15 protein-coding genes are annotated in these 15,420 nt (G+C 38.2%); 4 read left to right on the forward strand and 11 right to left on the reverse strand.

The window, feature by feature from the left end; genetic code table 11:
• Positions 1-71 precede the first annotated feature (71 nt).
• The gene (locus tag F7731_RS20375; RefSeq protein ID WP_151536640.1) at positions 72-395 is read left to right on the forward strand and encodes a DUF3870 domain-containing protein; all 324 of its coding nucleotides are present in this window, start codon (positions 72-74) and stop codon (positions 393-395) included.
• A gap of 58 nt (positions 396-453) precedes the next feature.
• Here the strand turns inward: F7731_RS20375 and F7731_RS20380 are convergent, their stop codons facing one another.
• The 3 genes from F7731_RS20380 to F7731_RS20390 all read right to left on the reverse strand — a co-directional run bounded on the left by F7731_RS20380 (position 454) and on the right by F7731_RS20390 (position 4,405).
• The gene (locus tag F7731_RS20380) at positions 454-1,773 is read right to left on the reverse strand and encodes an aminotransferase family protein (protein ID WP_151536641.1); all 1,320 of its coding nucleotides are present in this window, start codon (positions 1,771-1,773) and stop codon (positions 454-456) included.
• Positions 1,774-1,779: 6 nt separating this feature from the next.
• Positions 1,780-3,177 carry an APC family permease gene (locus tag F7731_RS20385; RefSeq protein ID WP_151536642.1) on the reverse strand — a complete coding sequence of 466 codons (1,398 nt, stop codon included), beginning with the start codon at positions 3,175-3,177 and terminating at the stop codon, positions 1,780-1,782.
• Positions 3,178-3,598: 421 nt separating this feature from the next.
• A complete protein-coding gene (locus F7731_RS20390) occupies positions 3,599-4,405 on the reverse strand; it encodes an RDD family protein (protein ID WP_151536643.1) in 807 nt (268 codons plus the stop codon).
• Positions 4,406-4,498: 93 nt separating this feature from the next.
• Here F7731_RS20390 and F7731_RS20395 point away from each other — a divergent pair, with 93 nt between their 5' ends.
• On the forward strand, positions 4,499-5,479 hold the full coding sequence (locus F7731_RS20395; protein WP_151536644.1) for a stage II sporulation protein M: 981 nt from the start codon (positions 4,499-4,501) through the stop codon (positions 5,477-5,479).
• Here F7731_RS20395 and F7731_RS20400 read toward each other — a convergent pair.
• The 6 genes from F7731_RS20400 to F7731_RS20425 form a co-directional block, all read right to left on the reverse strand.
• Positions 5,457-6,815 carry a DUF58 domain-containing protein gene (locus F7731_RS20400; protein ID WP_246197345.1) on the reverse strand — a complete coding sequence of 453 codons (1,359 nt, stop codon included), beginning with the start codon at positions 6,813-6,815 and terminating at the stop codon, positions 5,457-5,459. The two genes, F7731_RS20395 and F7731_RS20400, sit on opposite strands and share 23 nt — an antisense overlap.
• Positions 6,766-7,695 carry an AAA family ATPase gene (locus tag F7731_RS20405; RefSeq protein ID WP_151536645.1) on the reverse strand — a complete coding sequence of 310 codons (930 nt, stop codon included), beginning with the start codon at positions 7,693-7,695 and terminating at the stop codon, positions 6,766-6,768. Before F7731_RS20405 ends, F7731_RS20400 begins: the two co-directional genes overlap by 50 nt.
• Entirely contained in the window at positions 7,692-8,831 is a 1,140-nt protein-coding gene (locus tag F7731_RS20410) for a DUF4350 domain-containing protein (protein WP_151536646.1), read from the reverse strand. The genes F7731_RS20405 and F7731_RS20410 overlap by 4 nt, the downstream gene beginning before the upstream one ends.
• Positions 8,825-9,487, reverse strand: coding sequence for a DUF4129 domain-containing protein (locus F7731_RS20415; protein WP_151536647.1), 663 nt, complete (start codon positions 9,485-9,487; stop codon positions 8,825-8,827). The genes F7731_RS20410 and F7731_RS20415 overlap by 7 nt, the downstream gene beginning before the upstream one ends.
• Positions 9,488-9,514: 27 nt before the next feature.
• A complete protein-coding gene (locus tag F7731_RS20420; RefSeq protein WP_151536648.1) occupies positions 9,515-10,420 on the reverse strand; it encodes a hypothetical protein in 906 nt (301 codons plus the stop codon).
• A 111-nt stretch (positions 10,421-10,531) separates the two neighbouring features.
• Complete coding sequence (locus F7731_RS20425; RefSeq protein WP_151536649.1) at positions 10,532-12,403, reverse strand: terpene cyclase/mutase family protein; 1,872 nt, start codon at positions 12,401-12,403, stop codon at positions 10,532-10,534.
• Between the two features lie 83 nt (positions 12,404-12,486).
• On the opposite strand from F7731_RS20425, the gene F7731_RS20430 reads away from it, so the two are divergent.
• Both F7731_RS20430 and F7731_RS20435 read left to right on the forward strand, forming a co-directional pair.
• On the forward strand, positions 12,487-13,641 hold the full coding sequence (locus F7731_RS20430) for a DUF2515 domain-containing protein (protein WP_246197347.1): 1,155 nt from the start codon (positions 12,487-12,489) through the stop codon (positions 13,639-13,641).
• A 1-nt stretch (position 13,642) separates the two neighbouring features.
• Positions 13,643-14,023 (forward strand): CBO0543 family protein, encoded by a 381-nt coding sequence (locus F7731_RS20435; protein WP_151536650.1) that lies wholly within the window; start codon positions 13,643-13,645, stop codon positions 14,021-14,023.
• 38 nt (positions 14,024-14,061) lie between these two features.
• On the opposite strand, the gene F7731_RS20440 is transcribed toward F7731_RS20435, so the two are convergent.
• A complete protein-coding gene (locus F7731_RS20440) occupies positions 14,062-14,394 on the reverse strand; it encodes a rhodanese-like domain-containing protein (RefSeq protein ID WP_246197349.1) in 333 nt (110 codons plus the stop codon).
• Positions 14,395-14,433: 39 nt separating this feature from the next.
• A complete protein-coding gene (locus F7731_RS20445; protein ID WP_151536651.1) occupies positions 14,434-15,396 on the reverse strand; it encodes a threonine ammonia-lyase in 963 nt (320 codons plus the stop codon).
• Positions 15,397-15,420 lie beyond the last annotated feature (24 nt).

Genomic DNA, 15,420 nt, shown 5'->3' on the forward strand with positions numbered 1-15,420 from the left:
TAAACAACTTTCATTTAACATAAATCTATTTTTGTATTATTCTAAAGATATTAAATACTAGGAGAGATAAGATGAATACAATCTTTATTGCTGGTCATGCAAAATTACCTTCTGGAATGGCAGCTAAAAATATTTTTGAAACCTTAACGATCACTGCTGAGATCGATAAAAAATATGGAGTAATAGTAGAAGCCTCCTGCACGTTAGCGACTGATCACGGCAGAAATTATATTAAGATGCTCTTAAAGGGGCATAGTTTAAGAGATGGTATAGATCAGCCGCTTGAACAGTTAAGAAAAGGCTACCTAGGCAAGGCGAATAATGCGTTAATTGCGGCATTAAAGGATCTTCATAAACAATATGAAAGTTATTATCAGCAAGCAAATTTTATTTAATTAATTTTGGGATACTCTTACTGAGTATCCCAAATACTTTGTAAGGAACCTAATCTACTTATAAGCTTTGTTGTACAGTTAGCAACGCTTCACGCAATATTGATATAAGCTCTTCAATCTCCTTTTTATTAATGACTAAAGGAGGAGAAAAAACAATCGTGTCCATTCCTTCAAAAACAACTGTTCTACAGATTAATCCTCTTTTTGCTGCTTCTGCACTCACTTTTGGAGCAATATGTGTAGGAAATCTATTATTTGTTTCGGGGTTAATAATTTCAACGGCTCCAATTAAGCCTAGCGTTCGAACCTCTCCTACTATATCAATTTCTTTTTGGAGCTTATTGAAACCATTTAATAATTCCTCACCCATCAATCGTGAATTCTCAATTAAGTTTTCTTTCTCAAGAATTTCAATATTTTTCAATGCTACTGCACAAGCAGTTGCATGCCCGCTATATGTGTATCCATGAAGTAGTACCCCTTCTGAAAATTCTATAAGATCTTTATGGATTCGGTCAGTTACTACTACAGCACCTAATGGGATGTACCCGCTAGTAATTCCTTTTGCAAGGAGCATGATGTCAGGAACAATGCCGTAATGCTCACAAGCAAACATTTTTCCAGTTCGGCCAAATCCCGTTATTACTTCATCTGCAATAAAAAGAATATTATATTCGTCACAGATTTTTCTTACTTCTTGAAAATAACCATCCGGAGCAATGTTCACTCCGCCAGCACCTTGTACAGGCTCAGCAATGAAAGCAGCAACTGTATCTGCTCCTTCTCTTTCTATACATTCGCGAAGAGCTTCCGTTGAAAACGTCTCTACATGTAGAAAATCGGGAGCCAGCGAAGAAGTCATCTCATGAAACGGGCTAATACCTGTTGCGCTAGTCGCCCCAATATTGACTCCATGGTAGCCTTTTTTCCTTGATATAATCTTTGTTTTTTCTGGAGAACCTTTTAGCTTCCAATAATATCTTGCTAGTTTATAGGCGGTATCGTTACATTCGGAACCGCTTGATGTAAAGAAAACAGCATTTAAGTCACCTGTAGTAAGTTCGGCTATTTTTGCAGCAAGGCGTATCGCTGGCTCATTGCTCATGGAAGAGAATGAATTTGTATAAGCAAGCTTTTCCATTTGCTCACGAGCTGCTTCTGCAAGTTCCTTCCGGCCGTAACCCACGTTTACATTCCATAAGGATGCCATCCCTTCTAAAACCTTTTTACCGCTAATATCCGTTAGATATACCCCATTCCCTTCCGTGAAAATAAATGGTGCGCCTGATTCTTGCTGCTGTTTTAAAGATGAAGTTGGATGGATAAAGTGTTTTTTGTCTAAATCGATTAACATTTCCTTTAAATCTGTTTTGATCATAATCAATCACTCCTTTAAAGTTTGTTCTATATTGGAATCTGTTTTTATAGTTTTTAAATTAGAAATTCGTGCAAGGAAAAATAAGCCAAAAATCCACCAAACACCAAAAATAATCCATTCATAAGGCCATACGAGTGAAGCTGGCATGCCTGGCAAATATAAAATAATAAAGCCAACGCTCAAAATAGTAGCTAATATACCAACAATATTACTTTTTCCAGCACGAAATGGCCGATCTAATTCTGGCATCGTTTTGCGAAGCACGACAAATGACAGAGAAACAATAAAGTAAGCGATTACAATTGAAAGACCTCCAGCATCAACAAGCCAAACTAGTGCAGGGCGACCAAGAAGAGGGCTTAGAGTTGCGAGTAATCCGATAATAAAGATTGCATTGCCAGGTGTTTTATATTTAGGGTGGATCTTACCAAACCACTTTGGAAGCATGCCATCCTGTGCCATCGCATACATGACTCGGCTTCCACCGATGATAAATGCATTCCAGCTCGTTAAAATTCCTGCGATTCCTCCAAGAATTAATATTTTTGAGAAAAGGGCCGAGCCGAAGACTGCTCCCATTGCATCTGCGGTAGGAAGGCTTGCTACTTGAAGCTGTCCATCATTTAATGATAATGACACGCCTAAAATGATGAAAACATACCATAAGATGGCTAAAACGACCGATAAAAGAAGAATTCGTCCAACTGTTTTTTTAGGAATATTCATCTCCTCGGCCATTTGCGGAATGACATCAAAGCCTACAAACATGAACGGTGTCATAATCATTACGGCCATTAAACCGGCCATTCCACCGGTGAAAAGAGGCTTTAAATTTTGCACTTCACCACCAAATGCAGAGCCGAAAATTAAAGTTAATCCAACGACTGCTAATAGAATCGTTAAGACGAGTTGAAGAAAAGCTGCTTGTTTTACACCAATCCAGTTAATCCAAGTGACGATAATCGATCCGATCATGCCAACAGCTACCCAAGAAAAATATACATCCCAGCCAGCAATTGTCCACATGTATCCAACTTGATAGTTTGGAAAAATATATTCAATAACGGTAGGTAGAGCAACCGCTTCAAAGGCAACTACTGAAATGTAACCTAGTAATATAGACCAAGATACGACAAAGGCCGCTTTAGAGCCTAGAGCTTCTAGAGCAAAATGATGAGCTCCGCCCGTTTTTGGCAAGGCAGTAGTTAGCTCTGAGTACACTAATCCGACAAATGTCACCATAATGCCTCCGATGATAAATGCAATCATCGCGCCCACTGATCCAGCTTTCATAATCCAATCTCCAGATAAAACAACCCAACCCCAGCCAATCATTGCACCAAAAGCTAATACAATGACATCAGCTCGTGATAACACCCTGGAAAATTCATTTTTCTCTGACATTTAATCCCTCCTATATCAGGACCAAGTTTATACTTTTCGTTTAGAGTGATACCCCCGCTAATCCCCCCTTTCAAGCTCCTCGCATATAACTCCGTTTTGAATGGAGGACTCTAGCCTCTCGTTTCATCACTGCTCCCTGGAGCTTGTACTTTAATTACGACTGCCTAGTGCCTAAAAAACACAAAAGCCAGCCCTATCACATGATGTGGTAAGGACTGGCTACATGATCCATAAGAACCATCCGGCAAAGGATGGATGTGGAATCTTATCAGTCAAATTTATTATTTATTAATAGCTCCCTCTCTACCTTCTGCCGACAAAGCAGATAGGGTGAAGTAGTTATATTCATCATATTATAATTTTCTGAATTTTACAAGTTCCCTTATTCACCTTTAAGAAATAATTATGTGTGGATTTTTTCTTACGCTATTTCAAACGCCCACTCATCCCTTAATATTAAATAAAGGACAAGCAAACTGTTTTCCAAGTCCGCGAAATTTTTCCCAGCTACGACTATTCCTGCTTTTGGCAGTAATATTTCAGCTACTTGTCTAGTAAGCTTGATTCTCTCTTCTTCAGGTAATTGCAAAAACCTGCTGCTATACGTCTTAATTAAATTCCATTCTTTTGTCCCAAAAACTTGTAATAACGAGCTTTCTATCATGAGATCATTTTTCGACAGTCCGCGTTTTTCTATTTCTTTTTCAATCGGTGAAAGCTGTTTTTTATTTTTGGCTTTCCGTTCATGGACGACGATTGTTCCAGCTACAAGATCTCCAATTCTCTTATGCTTGTAATGAAAAAATATCATCATGATACCAAGAAAATAACTTGCCGGTAAGGAATCGATAATGCGCAGCAAATTCCGAATAAAGCTTGAAAGTAAAGTAATGCTATGTCCATTTTCTTGAATGACTCTTAAGCCCATTAATTTTTTGCCAATCGTTCTCCCGCCTGAAAAAAATTCATAGGCAAAAAAGTATCCCCAATTAATAATAAACATCAAAATAATGGCGATCGCGACGGGCGCAGAATTGATTTCGGCCAAAAATGGGAGACCTGATTGACCATATAGGATAGTAAATAGACCGATTAATATTAAAATATTCACGATGATTAAGATCGTCTGGTCGATTAAAAATGCAGCGGTCCTGCTACCAAGACCAGCTAGCTGAAAATTCAATGAAACATATTCTGGTGTTTTTATATCGATTCGGTCCTGGCTCATTCTATTCCCTCCATTTGCTGATATTTCGAATGTTGTTTCTATTTTTCTGTAAAATTACTATAATAAGGATTATGCAGACGAAGGGGTGACGAAATGAATGTAAAGCAATTTATTAAACAGCACCGTGAAGATTGGCAGCAGCTTGAATTAATGATCGCAACGATGCAGAAGCGTAAAAGCAGCATAACTGGTGCTGATATTAACCAATTTCATCGGCTTTATCAAAAGGCGACTCACAATCTATCATACAGTCAAACTTATTTTCTAAATAATGAAGTAACGCATTATTTAAATGGCATTGTTTCAAAATCACATAATCTGTTATATAAAAATCAAATAACTAGTATGAAGCAATTCCGTCACTTTTTCAGCACTAAATTTATTGGATTATTATTAGAGCAATGGAAATTTATCGTAGCAGCTATGATCCTTTTTACTCTAGGTGCTGCAGGCAGCTTTTTTTCGTTAATAAATGACCCCTTACATATTTATTCCATTTTGCCGGCAGAAATGGCACAAAATATTGAGCCAGAAAAGCTGGGCAATCATGATGGAGCGGTTGATTCAGCTTTCATGTCGGCAAGCATTATGACGAATAATATCCAAGTAGCGATATTCGCCTTTGCTGGCGGCGTTACCTTTGGGATCGTGACGATCTATTTATTAATTTATAATGGCATCATTGTTGGCGCCCTTGCTGGTCTCTACTGGCATCACGGAATGTCATATGATTTTTGGGCATATATAGTCCCGCATGGAATGATCGAACTTACAGCAATATTTATTGCGGGCGGAGCGGGCTTATTAATGGGCTACAGGCTCCTCGTTCCCGGAAATTACTCAAGAGGATATCAGTTAAAGCAGCAGGCGAAACGATCTGTTCAATTATTGCTTGGAACCATTCCATTATTTGTTATTGCAGGTGTAATCGAGGGGTTTATTACACCTGCAGCTATCTCTCTTAAAGCAAAATATATCGTTGCGTTCCTAACAGTGATCGGACTGATTCTTTATATGATAACTGGAAAGCTTTTCATAAAGAAAAAGCAGCCTACAGCAAATTACGGTTCATAATCTCAATATAATGGGAAACGGCTGTTACCGCTAACTTCTCCTCTCGGGCCTCAAGCAGTAAGAGGCCTTGCTTTTCCCATTTGATCTTCTCTTTTTTCTTAATGAGCATTTGCTGTTGGGCCATGCTTTTCATCATCGCTGTTTGCACTTGATCTGGATTTACCTTTATCATCCGTGTTAATGTCATATCTTCTATGCCGATCATTAAGAATAAATGCCGCTGCCTAAGTCGTTTTAAATATGCTAAAGCTGAGTCCTCATGCAGAAAAGTTCCTACATCGCTAAAGAGTAAAATTAGACTGCGTTTTTTCTGCATCGTTTCTAAGTAATGAAGCACTGCAGCATAATTGGATTCAGCGGCATCTACTTGAAGATGATAAGCCGCCTGTAAAATCGTCTGTAGATGCGCCATTCCTTTTGCAGGAGGAACAAATACTTTGACCTCATTTGAAAAGGCAAGCACGGAAACATAATCCCCTTTTTGAAGGGCTGCTGCAATTACTGTCAGTGCAGCTTCTAATGATTTTTCTAGCCGATTTCCCTTTGCCAGCTCGACACCCATCATTCGCCCGCAATCAATTAAGACCGTAATATATTTTCCATGTTCTGGCTCATAATCATTCGTCATGATTTCCCGAAGCTTAGCCGTTTGCCGCCAGTTTATTTTTCGCGGATCATCTCCAACAACATAATTTCTAATTTTGGCAAAATCCCCTATGCCGCTCTGCTGCTTGCGAATCGCTAAGCCCTCATATAATAAAAATGCTTGCGCATCCTGCAAGTACTGCTTCGTCTCTGTTAAGTCCGGTATAACTTTTACAGAATGAGGCAATTCTACTGTCATTTGCTTTTCCCATAAATTAAAAATGCTAGAGTAGCGAAAATACAGCTTATCAATTTGATAATTACCACGCATACTTGCTTGTGTATCATAAGTGATGACAGCTTGAGTATTCTTTAAAACCCTTCCTTTGGAAGGAAATGGACGTAAAAATGATTGTGGGATGCCATCAGTTAACCGAAAATTTATAGATTGCTCTGAATTATTTTTCACTTCTACTTGAATTGCATATGTAAGTCCTCTTTCCATTTCCTCTGGCATGTTTCGCATAATAATAATTTGTTGTTTTCGAGGAAACAGCAGTAAATCTATGAAACTAATTAATATGAAACATACATTTACAACAATCACGAATGTCCATGAAGCAATTAATGCCGAGCAAGCCAGCATACTAAGGGAGACAATACTATAAATGATTAATAGTCTTTTTGTCGGCAAAATTCCTCTATCTTGGAACAGGAATCGCCCCCACAAGCTCATGAATGATTTGGTCAACGGTCACTCCCTCCAATTCCATATGCGGAGATAACTGAATACGGTGCCTTAACGCAGAGTTCGCGACCATTTTTATATCATCAGGTGTGACATAGTCGCGTCCAGATAAATAGGCCCATGCTTGTGCCGCTTTTCCAATCGAAATTGCCGCTCTCGTACTCGCACCGAAGCGTATTGCTTCTGTTTCCCGTGTTTTTCTAACAATTTGCATAATATAATCTAGAACACCTTCGCCAATGTTGACTTTTTGAATTTCCTGTTTGATCGCTAAAAAAGTGTTCATATCCAAAATTGGATGCTCGTTAAAATGACTATAGTTATTTTCAATGACTTGCTTTAAGACAGCCTTTTCTTCTTCAAATGCCGGGAAATCAATTTGAAGCTTAAATAAGAACCGATCTGTTTGTGCTTCTGGCAGTGGATACGTCCCTTCAAACTCAATTGGATTTTGCGTGGCTACGACAAAGAAGACGTCTGGAAGCTGAAACGTTTCCCCTTGGATTGTTACTTGTTTTTCTTCCATCGCTTCAAGAAGAGCAGCCTGTGTTTTCGCTGGAGTACGGTTGATTTCATCAGCTAAAAGAATATTAGTAAAAACAGGTCCCTTTAATGTTTGGAAACTACTGTCTTTCATGTTGAATATCGTGCTACCTGTAATATCACTAGGCAATAGGTCTGGAGTAAATTGAATACGGTTAAAGTTTCCGCCTATCAGACTTGCAAGCGTTCTTACCATTTGAGTCTTCCCAGTACCAGGTACTCCTTCAATAAGGACATGTCCGCCTGCCAAAATAGCTGTTAAAAGTAATTTTATATTTCTTTTTTGCCCTAATATACGCTCTTCATATTTTTCTAATAAGGAAGTTAATGCTGTCCTCATTTATCTTCTACCTCTTTTCTTAGATGATCAAGCTTTTTCGACCATAGTAAATACTCTTGTTTATTTACTTTATCCTTTTCTAACATATGAGATAACCCTGTTAGGAAGGCTTGAATTTCGCTTTGTGACATATTGCGCCATTTCTTTGATAATTGTTCAAGGATATCCGTCCACGGTTTATTATAAGGAATGCCGAACTGCTCCTGCATCATCAACTTCACATATTCTGCCTGAATGCCTAATGAATCATGATACCTTCGCCCTCTCATATACCAAGCCGCTAAAGCACGAAGCTTCTCATCACTAAATCGAACCGCTTCTTCTCGCGGCGTATAGATCGGGCCAAAGCGCTTGCCTGTAAACCAAAGGGCAAGAATGGCTAGTAAGCCGCCTTGAATGATTAGCAGCAGAAACCACATTGGATATAAGGCAGATAAGTTAGCTGCGTTTTCACCGCCATGAATGTATTCATCAAAGAGAATGATGGATGCATCTTCTACGAGTAAAAGGGAGAATAGGAGCGGAAGATGATCTTCGGTTAATACTTTCCCGTTGCTTATCCATTCGGGAGTATTAGCAACAACCAGTTGTCCGTTACCAAATGGGCGTTTTAAAGCGACTGTGCCCGCTTGATCGGATATTAAAATTTCATCGTTTTCATTTGTTTGAAGACGCACAGATGAGCTTATTTCTGCATGATGTTTTATGCCTGCAGGTGTAACTACTTCTTGCCTTTCAGCAGATAAATTGTTTTCATCTACCGGAAACGTATTTATATTGAAAAAACCCTTCGGATTCTTTTTTAAAAATAGAATCGTATTTCCCGCTTCCATAAAGCTTATATACCCTTCCGTTTCTTCCCCATTTTGAAAAAAGTTTGGCTCTGCCATGATGAGCAGCTGTCTTCCCTCTTGATTCCTTAGTAACTGAGGGGAGTGCGTCCACTTCTTAACTTTCTTTTCATGAGATAAATACGTATAAAATGCTTTCGTACCCGTTGGCGAGGGAGATTCTGTCACATAATCAGGGTATTGTTTAAGTTCTGGAGAAAACGAGAAATAGCTAACCACCATAAAAACGATAAGAAGAGCGAATATATAAATCCACGCTCGTCCTTTTGAATTTTCCCCTAGCAAGTCTGTCTCCCCCCTTGCCCTTCGAATCCATCAGCCGTTTCCAGGAGCCAGTACATTGCTTCATTATGAAACTGTATGTATTCGTTTTGATTGATTTCCCGCTCTCCGTACGTCACCTCATCAAAAATGCTTGCTAACTTGGAAAATTGTTGGGCCCATTCGGAATTGACTTTTCCAAGCTCGTCATAATAATCCCAGTTTGTTTTCCACATTCTTGCCTCTAACCACTCCTTTTCATGAAAATAAAGGAGCAGCGCCAAAAATAGATGACGAGTCGCTGTTTTGTAGTTCCCTATAACCTCTTGTTCTTTTGCTTCCATCAAATGACGTTGAAACGACCAATTTAATTCCTTTATCGTTTGCAGGGGGTTTTTATGACGAAGTATTCGATTGCGTTTCATATTTCTTGCCATCAAAAAGACGGTAAGTGCTAATAAGGCAATCATGATGACAATCAAGCCAATTAAAAGAAAGCTAGAAGCACTTCCCGAAGGTTCAAACGATGGGAATAGGCTGGATAACTGATCTGCTATCCATTTTTTCGCGTCTTCCCACCATGTCTCAAATATACTTTTCGACTCGTCGTAATAAGCCCTATACTCTCTGGCATCTAAAATATGTTGAAGCTCTTTCTTTGCTTTGCTTACATCTAACATAAGAAATCACCAAGCTTACATCGGTATTTATTGATGAAAATCATCAATCAGTTCTTTTAAATCGTCTGCATCATGTCTCGTTTTTAAATCAAAGTACATAATTCCGTAGCCTATACACAGAATCATTGTTGTAAATAAAGTGACCAGATTAACGATGATCGAGAGTAATACGCTATTCCCTAAAAATAGGCTAAAGGTTATTTCCACCGCAGAGCTAATGCAAGAAATAATTAAGAAAAATAATACATAGAGGGCCATTAATATCCAAGTGCGCTTCCCTGCAAGCCTCCAGCTATTCGTTAGTCCAGGAGCGTCATGATCGAGTACAACAGAACCAAAATAAAAGCTCCAGCGTGTTAATAAATATCCAATTAAGACCGCAAAGCCTAAAATGAGAATAATAGAAAAAACAATTCCTACAGCTGGATGGATAAATGAACCTATTACTCCCGTTAATGCGATAATAATAAACGGAGTGGCAATGAGCCCGAATGTGATAATTGCAAACAAGATCGTACTTCCAATGATTGGCCAAAACCTAGAAAATGCTTCTTTGATCACAGATTGAATTGTATATTCTTCATTTCTACGAATGCGATTCATCGCTAGTAATATGGCTGCTTCAGCAATCGGCAATAAGAGAAAACTAATAATACCCGTTATGATGATGCCAATATCGGATCCAATATTTGTAGCAGCAGGTTCCGTTTCAATTAAACCAGAAAGAATTTTTTTATACCAAACATCGCCGCTCCCAAGCTGTCTAAAGAAGCTTACACCAGAAAAAAGCTGCATTAAAGCCTGAATAACATAAACAGGTCCCATTAAAATGAGTAAAATCATATAAAAATCTTTAAAGCGATTTTTACTTAAACTAAAGGTGTGGTCTAATATTTCACTGAATCCTTTAGGCTTATTAAACTGTATATTCAATTTTTAAACTCCTCCTATTATTTTCAAAAACTACTAGTAATATTGCCTATTCTAACATTACTCTCGCCTAGATTGAGTAAATATTTGTAAATAATTAAATTATTTGTTCTTTCAGGTAAACTTTTCACGATAATGAGCAAATGCAAGAAGCGGGAATATATAGCGGTAGCTGTGGTAATGCATATAAAAATCGCCAGCCATTCCCTGTCCTTTCGGGTATTCAGTTGTCCAGTCTTTTTTCTCTAAATGACCTAATAAAAACTGAATCCCTTCATTAATCTCTTTCGTTGGGCGTTCATAGACAGAAATTAAAGCATCCACCGCCCAGGCGGTATGGGTTAATGTACTTGCATTTAAAGGAATATACTTTTTCGCACTATCGCTTTTACATGATTCTCCCCAGCCGCCATCCGGATTTTGTATGTCTTTTAGCCATATAACTCCTTTCTCCATAGCCCGATGATCAGGTAATACATTAACCGCTCTTAGTCCAGTCAGAGCAGCCCAAGTACCGTAAATATAGCAAATACCCCATCTTCCGTACCATGAACCGTCCTTTTCTTGGTTTTTAAAAAGCCAATTCCTCCCACTTTTAATGGCTGAATGGTTTTTTGGCAGATTGGTAAAGTTACCGAGAAATTCAAGCGTTCTGCCCGTCAAATCTGCTGAAGAAGGATCGGCGAGAATAAATTCCGCTTTTTCAATCGGTAAAAGCTGCAATAGTTTACTGTTTGCATTTTTTTCAAAGGCTGGCCAGCCACCATCGTCATTTTGCATCGATAATAGCCAATTCATTCCCCTATCCCATGAATGGCGGTAGCTTGGATCAGTGATCACATTTCTTGCTATCGCTCTTAATGATGCCGTTGTGTCATCGATATCGGGGTGCTTCGTGTTTATATCACCAAAACCCCAGCCCCCTGGAATACCAGTTGGATTATGAATGACCCAGTCCCCATATTTGTATTGCTGTCTCTTCAGTAAAGAATGATTTGCTTTTTTTATCGTTTCGTCGGTTGGGGACATACCTGCTTCTTGGAGAGCATAATTAATTAATGAAGTATTCCAGACGGTTGCGGTCGTATATTGAATATGAGGTAGCCCATTAATTTCACACTTCATCTGTTTAAGGCCATTGACTGCATTGATAATGACTGAATTCGTTTTGGAATAGCCTAGAGAGAGTAATGCAAAAATCATCAAAAAGGTCGAACTGAAATATCCGAGTAACGTGCCATCGGGCTCGATTCTATCAAGCATATATTGTTTCGTCTGCTCCGTTGCCAGTTTATGGATTTGGCTAGGCAAACCTATTAAACTTTTAATCCCATTTTCCAATATAGAAAAGATCGATCGAAAGGCATCCAAATCTCTATCAAACTCTGTCCCTCTTTTATGAAAGAGATCAGATATATCAGGACTGTCAGCAGTTTTGCGCTGAAACTTCCGATCGGCCAGGATCATGATTGGCGCCAAATTTGCCCTCCCAAATTCAGAAAAACTATAGAAGTTTACAGGGAAAGAAAGAGGAAGCAAAATCATTTCTAATGGAACAGGAAACAATCTTGGCCAATTAATTTGTCCAGTTAAGGCGAGCAAGATTTTTATGAACATATGAGCTTCTTCTATCCCGCCATTTTTTAAGATGAATTTTTTTGCTGCCCGCAGCCTTTCGTCTGTTTTCTGATAATATCCGGAGTAAAGTAGTGCATAATAGGCTTCGAGTGTTGAAGTCAGATTCCCTCCCTCTTCGTCATAATATAGCTTCCATGCTCCCGTCTTTTCTTGTCTGCTTAATATCCTTTTCGTCAAATCCAATATTAATTTTTCATCATTTATTTCTAGCGTCTTTAATAAAATAATCATATAGCAATCAGTGGAAATGCCCACCTCAAAAGGATATTCCCAGGTTCCATCATGTTTTTGGTCTTGTTTTAAGATTTGTACTAACTCGTTTATGCCGTCGGAGATTGGCATATTCATACACTCATTCCTCTCCTTTTAGAAAGTTTCTATCCTAACCAATACATATTCAATTAAGACCGTGAGCATTCATTGAGGAGGTGATGATCATTCTATGTAAAATCATGCAACAAAAAAAAACTCCACTTCCCGACTCTCTATTAAAAATAAAAAAAGAATTAAAGAAAAAAATGAAATCACCTAATGTTATATCAGATCTAACTGCTGAGGAGCAGGCGCTTATTGAAAAAATAAAAGGCATAACTAGTTTTTTAAATAAAAATAATGTTACTCGAACGAAAGCCTACTTAGATTTTTATCACCGCTTTCCCGAGATTCACTGGGCTTTCTTAGGACATATGGTTTCGCGAAATGGCGGTTGGAATATGACGGATTTAAAGGGCAGCTTCCTTTCGAGACTTATGACGAAAAGAGAAGCTTCTGCGTTTTTCACCTTTTTAGAACGCGGAAATTGGCTGATTTTCCAAGACGCTTTCCCACAATTTTTACTTTATGAAGAAAGCCAAAAATGTGGAAAAAACCTGTTTCATTTGCTGCCACATTTTCATATTTCCACCTTTATGGAAGTAATATGGAATCATTTTTTGCAGGAAAAAGATCCCTATACCCTTATGATGGCATTAGTTATTAATGAACAAAACTATTTAGAAGAAAGAGTCCTTAAAAATCCCGCTTTTATAAAGAATGTCTTTAATACATTTGAATTTGTATTGCAGGAGTTTCTTTCGATGAACCATATTCTTTTTCCATTTACAGAAAAGGGTAAAATCAAGCTTGTTGGACAGACATTGGATCATTTTCAGAGCTTACACGAACGGATTCTTTTAGGAAAAAGGCTGTATGCCGTGTTGTGTCGGGATCAGGAAAGATTTATAGCTGTTAAGAAGTGGGCTGACGAAAATCCACATACTGGTTCCCGTAAGGATTATTGGCCTCATCTATTTAATGATGTAAATGAAGGCGTGCCAGGCACTTTACTAAAGCCAAGTATAAGATCTTGCCAGCTGACAAAAGGATCATCAAAAATTTATAGTCCGATGTTAGCGTTTGCTTGGAAAAATCGCATCCATGAACCAGCTGAAATCGGCGATTGGTTTAACGATTGGAAAGTAGTCTATTATTTGGCTGAAGACAATGAAAATGTTGATGGGGAGATTAAGAATGATTATTGTAAAACACTCGAAAGACTCGAACTTGCAGCAACGACGAAAAAAACAATTTCTTTGCGAGACGCATAAAATGCTCCCAGCGATTCTATTTGCTTCCTTGCTTGGAACTTATCTCGATCTATATTTTGTTGGGATAGGGATGTATGCATTTCCACTGAGACTGCTGCCTGACATTTTTTCTATAAATATCTTATTTACGCTTATCGGATTACCGCTGCTCATTCTCTTCTTTTTATTTGTAGCTAAAAGATTATCGATAGTGAAAAAAGCGGGGTTCATTCTTTGCATAAGTTTATTGATGGCATCCGTGGAAAAATGGTCTGAAGAAAAAGGACTATTTGTTCATGACGAGTCATGGAGGCATTATTACTCTTTCATTGGTTATTTCTTTTATTTAGTTACCATCTACCTATTTTACCGAATGAGTGCATTAAGGAACCAAAAAAAGTAATTCAAGCAGGCGTTCGGGACGGCTGCTTGAATTACTTTTTAGTTCGATTTAAATTCCTTCCAGGCTGTAATACCACCTTCTAATAACATAACGTTATAGTTCTTTTCAGATAAAATCTCTGCACATTTTCTTGCGGAATTTCCGGTTGTACAAGTGATGATCAATTCTTTGTTCTTCGGCAGTGATGAAATCTGATCCATATTATTATCATTCAGTGAAAAAATAGTTGTTTTTTCAATGTTTAAAGATGTGACATTTTGTTCATTTATATTATAGCTTTCATATTTTTCTGCGGATCTTACATCCAAGATTAAAACATCTTCATTCTTTTTTATTTTTTCATTGAGTTCCATTGGAGAAATTGTTTTCAATTTTCGTTTGCCACCTTTTTTTGTTTGTTCAGCATCATTTTAACACATATGTGTATCGACAATTAAATCGGAAACCTTATCTAAATCGACATTGCCTCCAGTAATGACTGTAACAACTTTTTTTCCTTGGAAAGGCAATTTATTAAACATTGCTGCCGCAACAGTTGTCGCACTTGATGGCTCGATTAATTGCTTCATTCTTTCCATCACAAAGCTAAATGCTTGACGAATTTCATCCTCACTGACGAGAACGAGATCATCTAAATATTTCATTAAAACAGGGAAGGTGAGGTCGCCTGGCTGATTAGTTCTTAAGCCATCAGCAATTGTATTTGTTCCTGAAATGGATGTTATTTGTTTATTCTGAAAGGATAAAAATGTATCATTAGCTAGCTGAGGCTCAACACCGATCACCCTTACGCTTGGGTTACTTTCCTTAATGGCAGTTAATATGCCGGAAATAAGTCCGCCGCCACCAATTGGCACGATGACTGCATCTGCATCCTGAACTTGTTCTAAGACTTCTAATCCGATTGTGCCTTGACCGGCCATAATATACGGATCATCGTATGGCGGAATATATACTCCATTCTCCTGTTTCGCTATTTCCATAGCTCGAGGCAGCCGCTCTCTTGAGGTGGTACCGCATTTTTCGATATGTCCATTATAGCCTTTAATGGCGTTTTCTTTACAAAAGCTTACATTGTCTGGTACAACGATTGTAGCTGGGATACGATATTGATCGGCAATATAGGCTACTGCTTGCCCGTGATTTCCGGAAGACGCAGCAGTTACATAAATTGCTCCATCCTGAAGGGCTTGGATGACTTTATTGGCAGCGCCTCTTATTTTAAAGGATCCCGTTTTTTGTAGATGCTCTGACTTTAAATAAATTTGATTACCGCAAATTTGCGATAGCTTAGTTGATGTAAAAATTGGAGTCATGTAAGTAATTTCTGCAATCCGCTCTCGCGCAGCTTGAACATCGCTTAATGAAATCATTCAGTTTTCCCCTCTTCCTAAATG

Origin of the sequence: Cytobacillus depressus, from assembly GCF_008923245.1 — a bacterium.
Taxonomy (GTDB): Bacteria; Bacillota; Bacilli; order Bacillales; family Cytobacillaceae; genus Cytobacillus; species Cytobacillus depressus.